This is a genomic window from Streptomyces litmocidini (genome assembly GCF_014649755.1).
Classification (GTDB): Bacteria; Actinomycetota; Actinomycetes; order Streptomycetales; family Streptomycetaceae; genus Streptomyces; species Streptomyces litmocidini.
Genome location: NZ_BMTQ01000063.1, coordinates 1 through 1,134 on the forward strand (window position 1 = coordinate 1; position 1,134 = coordinate 1,134).

General features: G+C 25.0%; 1 pseudogene. It reads right to left on the minus strand.

Annotated features, from left to right (window positions below):
• Positions 1 to 632: 632 nt before the first annotated feature.
• Positions 633 to 1,112: pseudogene (locus IE180_RS37925) on the minus strand (cytochrome c oxidase subunit 3).
• Positions 1,113 to 1,134: the final 22 nt, after the last annotated feature.

Consider the following 1,134-nt stretch of genomic DNA (forward strand, 5'->3'; position numbering starts at 1 on the left):
CAAATTTAGGTGACTTGCCTGTTAGTCTACAACTCATATATTTTCTTCTCTTTATATACCTATATTTACCTTTATAATTTATACTCCTTAGAAATATAAATTATTCCTCCTATTAAGGGAACATAAATTAATTCCTCAGTAAATCCCGGAGTATTTATCTTCCTTTGAGGATAATAAATTACCCCCGGGGGGTGATTTATCCCATTTGGGGATAAATTATTTTTTATTTTAATTATAAAAATAAAATATTTATCAAAATAAATAATATCTCCTAAATAATTATTTAAGGGTAGATATTATAAATTATTGCCGGATTACCGGGGGATATTTATCCCCTTCGGAAATAAATTATACTAAAAATAATATTAATTACCCTTCTTTATATAGGTATAAATTATTATGTGATTTATAAAATAAGAGGGATAATTATTTTTTAATTTAAAAGAGGGTGGATAAGAATAATTTAAAATGAATAAATAAGTTATATTTAAAATGTATAAATAAGATTAAGAACCTCATCAATAAACGATAATATAAATAAATAATCATAAAACGTCTAAAACATGTAAATAAAGAATAGTTGATTCAGCGAATACATGAGAAGAATTAGTGAAATCATAATTATAAATTCTTCAAGTACAAACAGCTAGCATAACAACTAACATAATCATATGAACACCATGTAAACCAGTTAAAGAATAGAAAGTAGAACCATAAACACCATCAGCGATAGTGAAAGGAGCAAAAGTATATTCTAAACCTTGTAAAATAACAAATATAAATATTAATAAAGTACTATAGAAAAAACCTAATAAAGTATATTTTCTATTAGCATTAATTAAAGCATGATGACCCATAGTAATAGTAACTCCAGAAGCTAATAATATAATAGTATTTAATAAAGGTAATTCATCAGCAGCTATAGCTTCTATACCAGCAGGAGGTCATGACATACCTATTTCCATAGTAGGATTTAAAGCTGAATGTAAATAAGCTCAAAATAATGATGCAAATATTATTATTTCACTAATAACAAATAAAAAGAAACCTTGAGTAATACCTTTTTTAACAGCTTTAGTATGTTCTCCTAAATATGTACTTTCTGCTATTATATCTTTAAATCATAATGTCATA